The sequence below is a fragment of the Curtobacterium sp. B18 genome (assembly GCF_000333375.1).
GTDB lineage: Bacteria > Actinomycetota > Actinomycetes > Actinomycetales > Microbacteriaceae > Curtobacterium.
The window spans coordinates 1-295 of record NZ_BACZ01000162.1 but is presented as its reverse complement, the minus strand read 5'-3'; the positions used below and the strand labels follow the sequence as shown (position 1 = coordinate 295).

Sequence of the window (295 nt, the reverse complement as noted above, 5' to 3'; positions counted from 1 at the left end):
TGATCGGATCGGGCAGGCGGCGGGACCAGCGATCATTGAGCGCGCCGGGCGGGCACATCACGATCTTGCCGCGCAGTTGCTCTTTGGATGCGGCCGTCGCCGACACCAGTTCGCCGAGATCGACGCCCAGCTCCTGATAGAGCGAGCATAGCCGCTCCATGGCGCCGTGGATGTAGATCGGATCGTGATGTCCGCGCAGGCGAAGTTCCGCGATCAGCCGCTGCGCCTTGCCCAGCGCATAGGCGCCGACCAGCACGCAGCGCGTCGGGTTCGCGTGCAGCGCCTCCAGCAGCCG

Annotated in this window: 1 protein-coding gene; it reads right to left on the bottom strand. The window is 67.8% G+C overall.

The window, feature by feature from the left end:
- A partial coding sequence (locus I5E_RS26870; protein WP_031261522.1) for a hypothetical protein occupies nt 1-295 on the bottom strand: 295 nt, incomplete at both ends.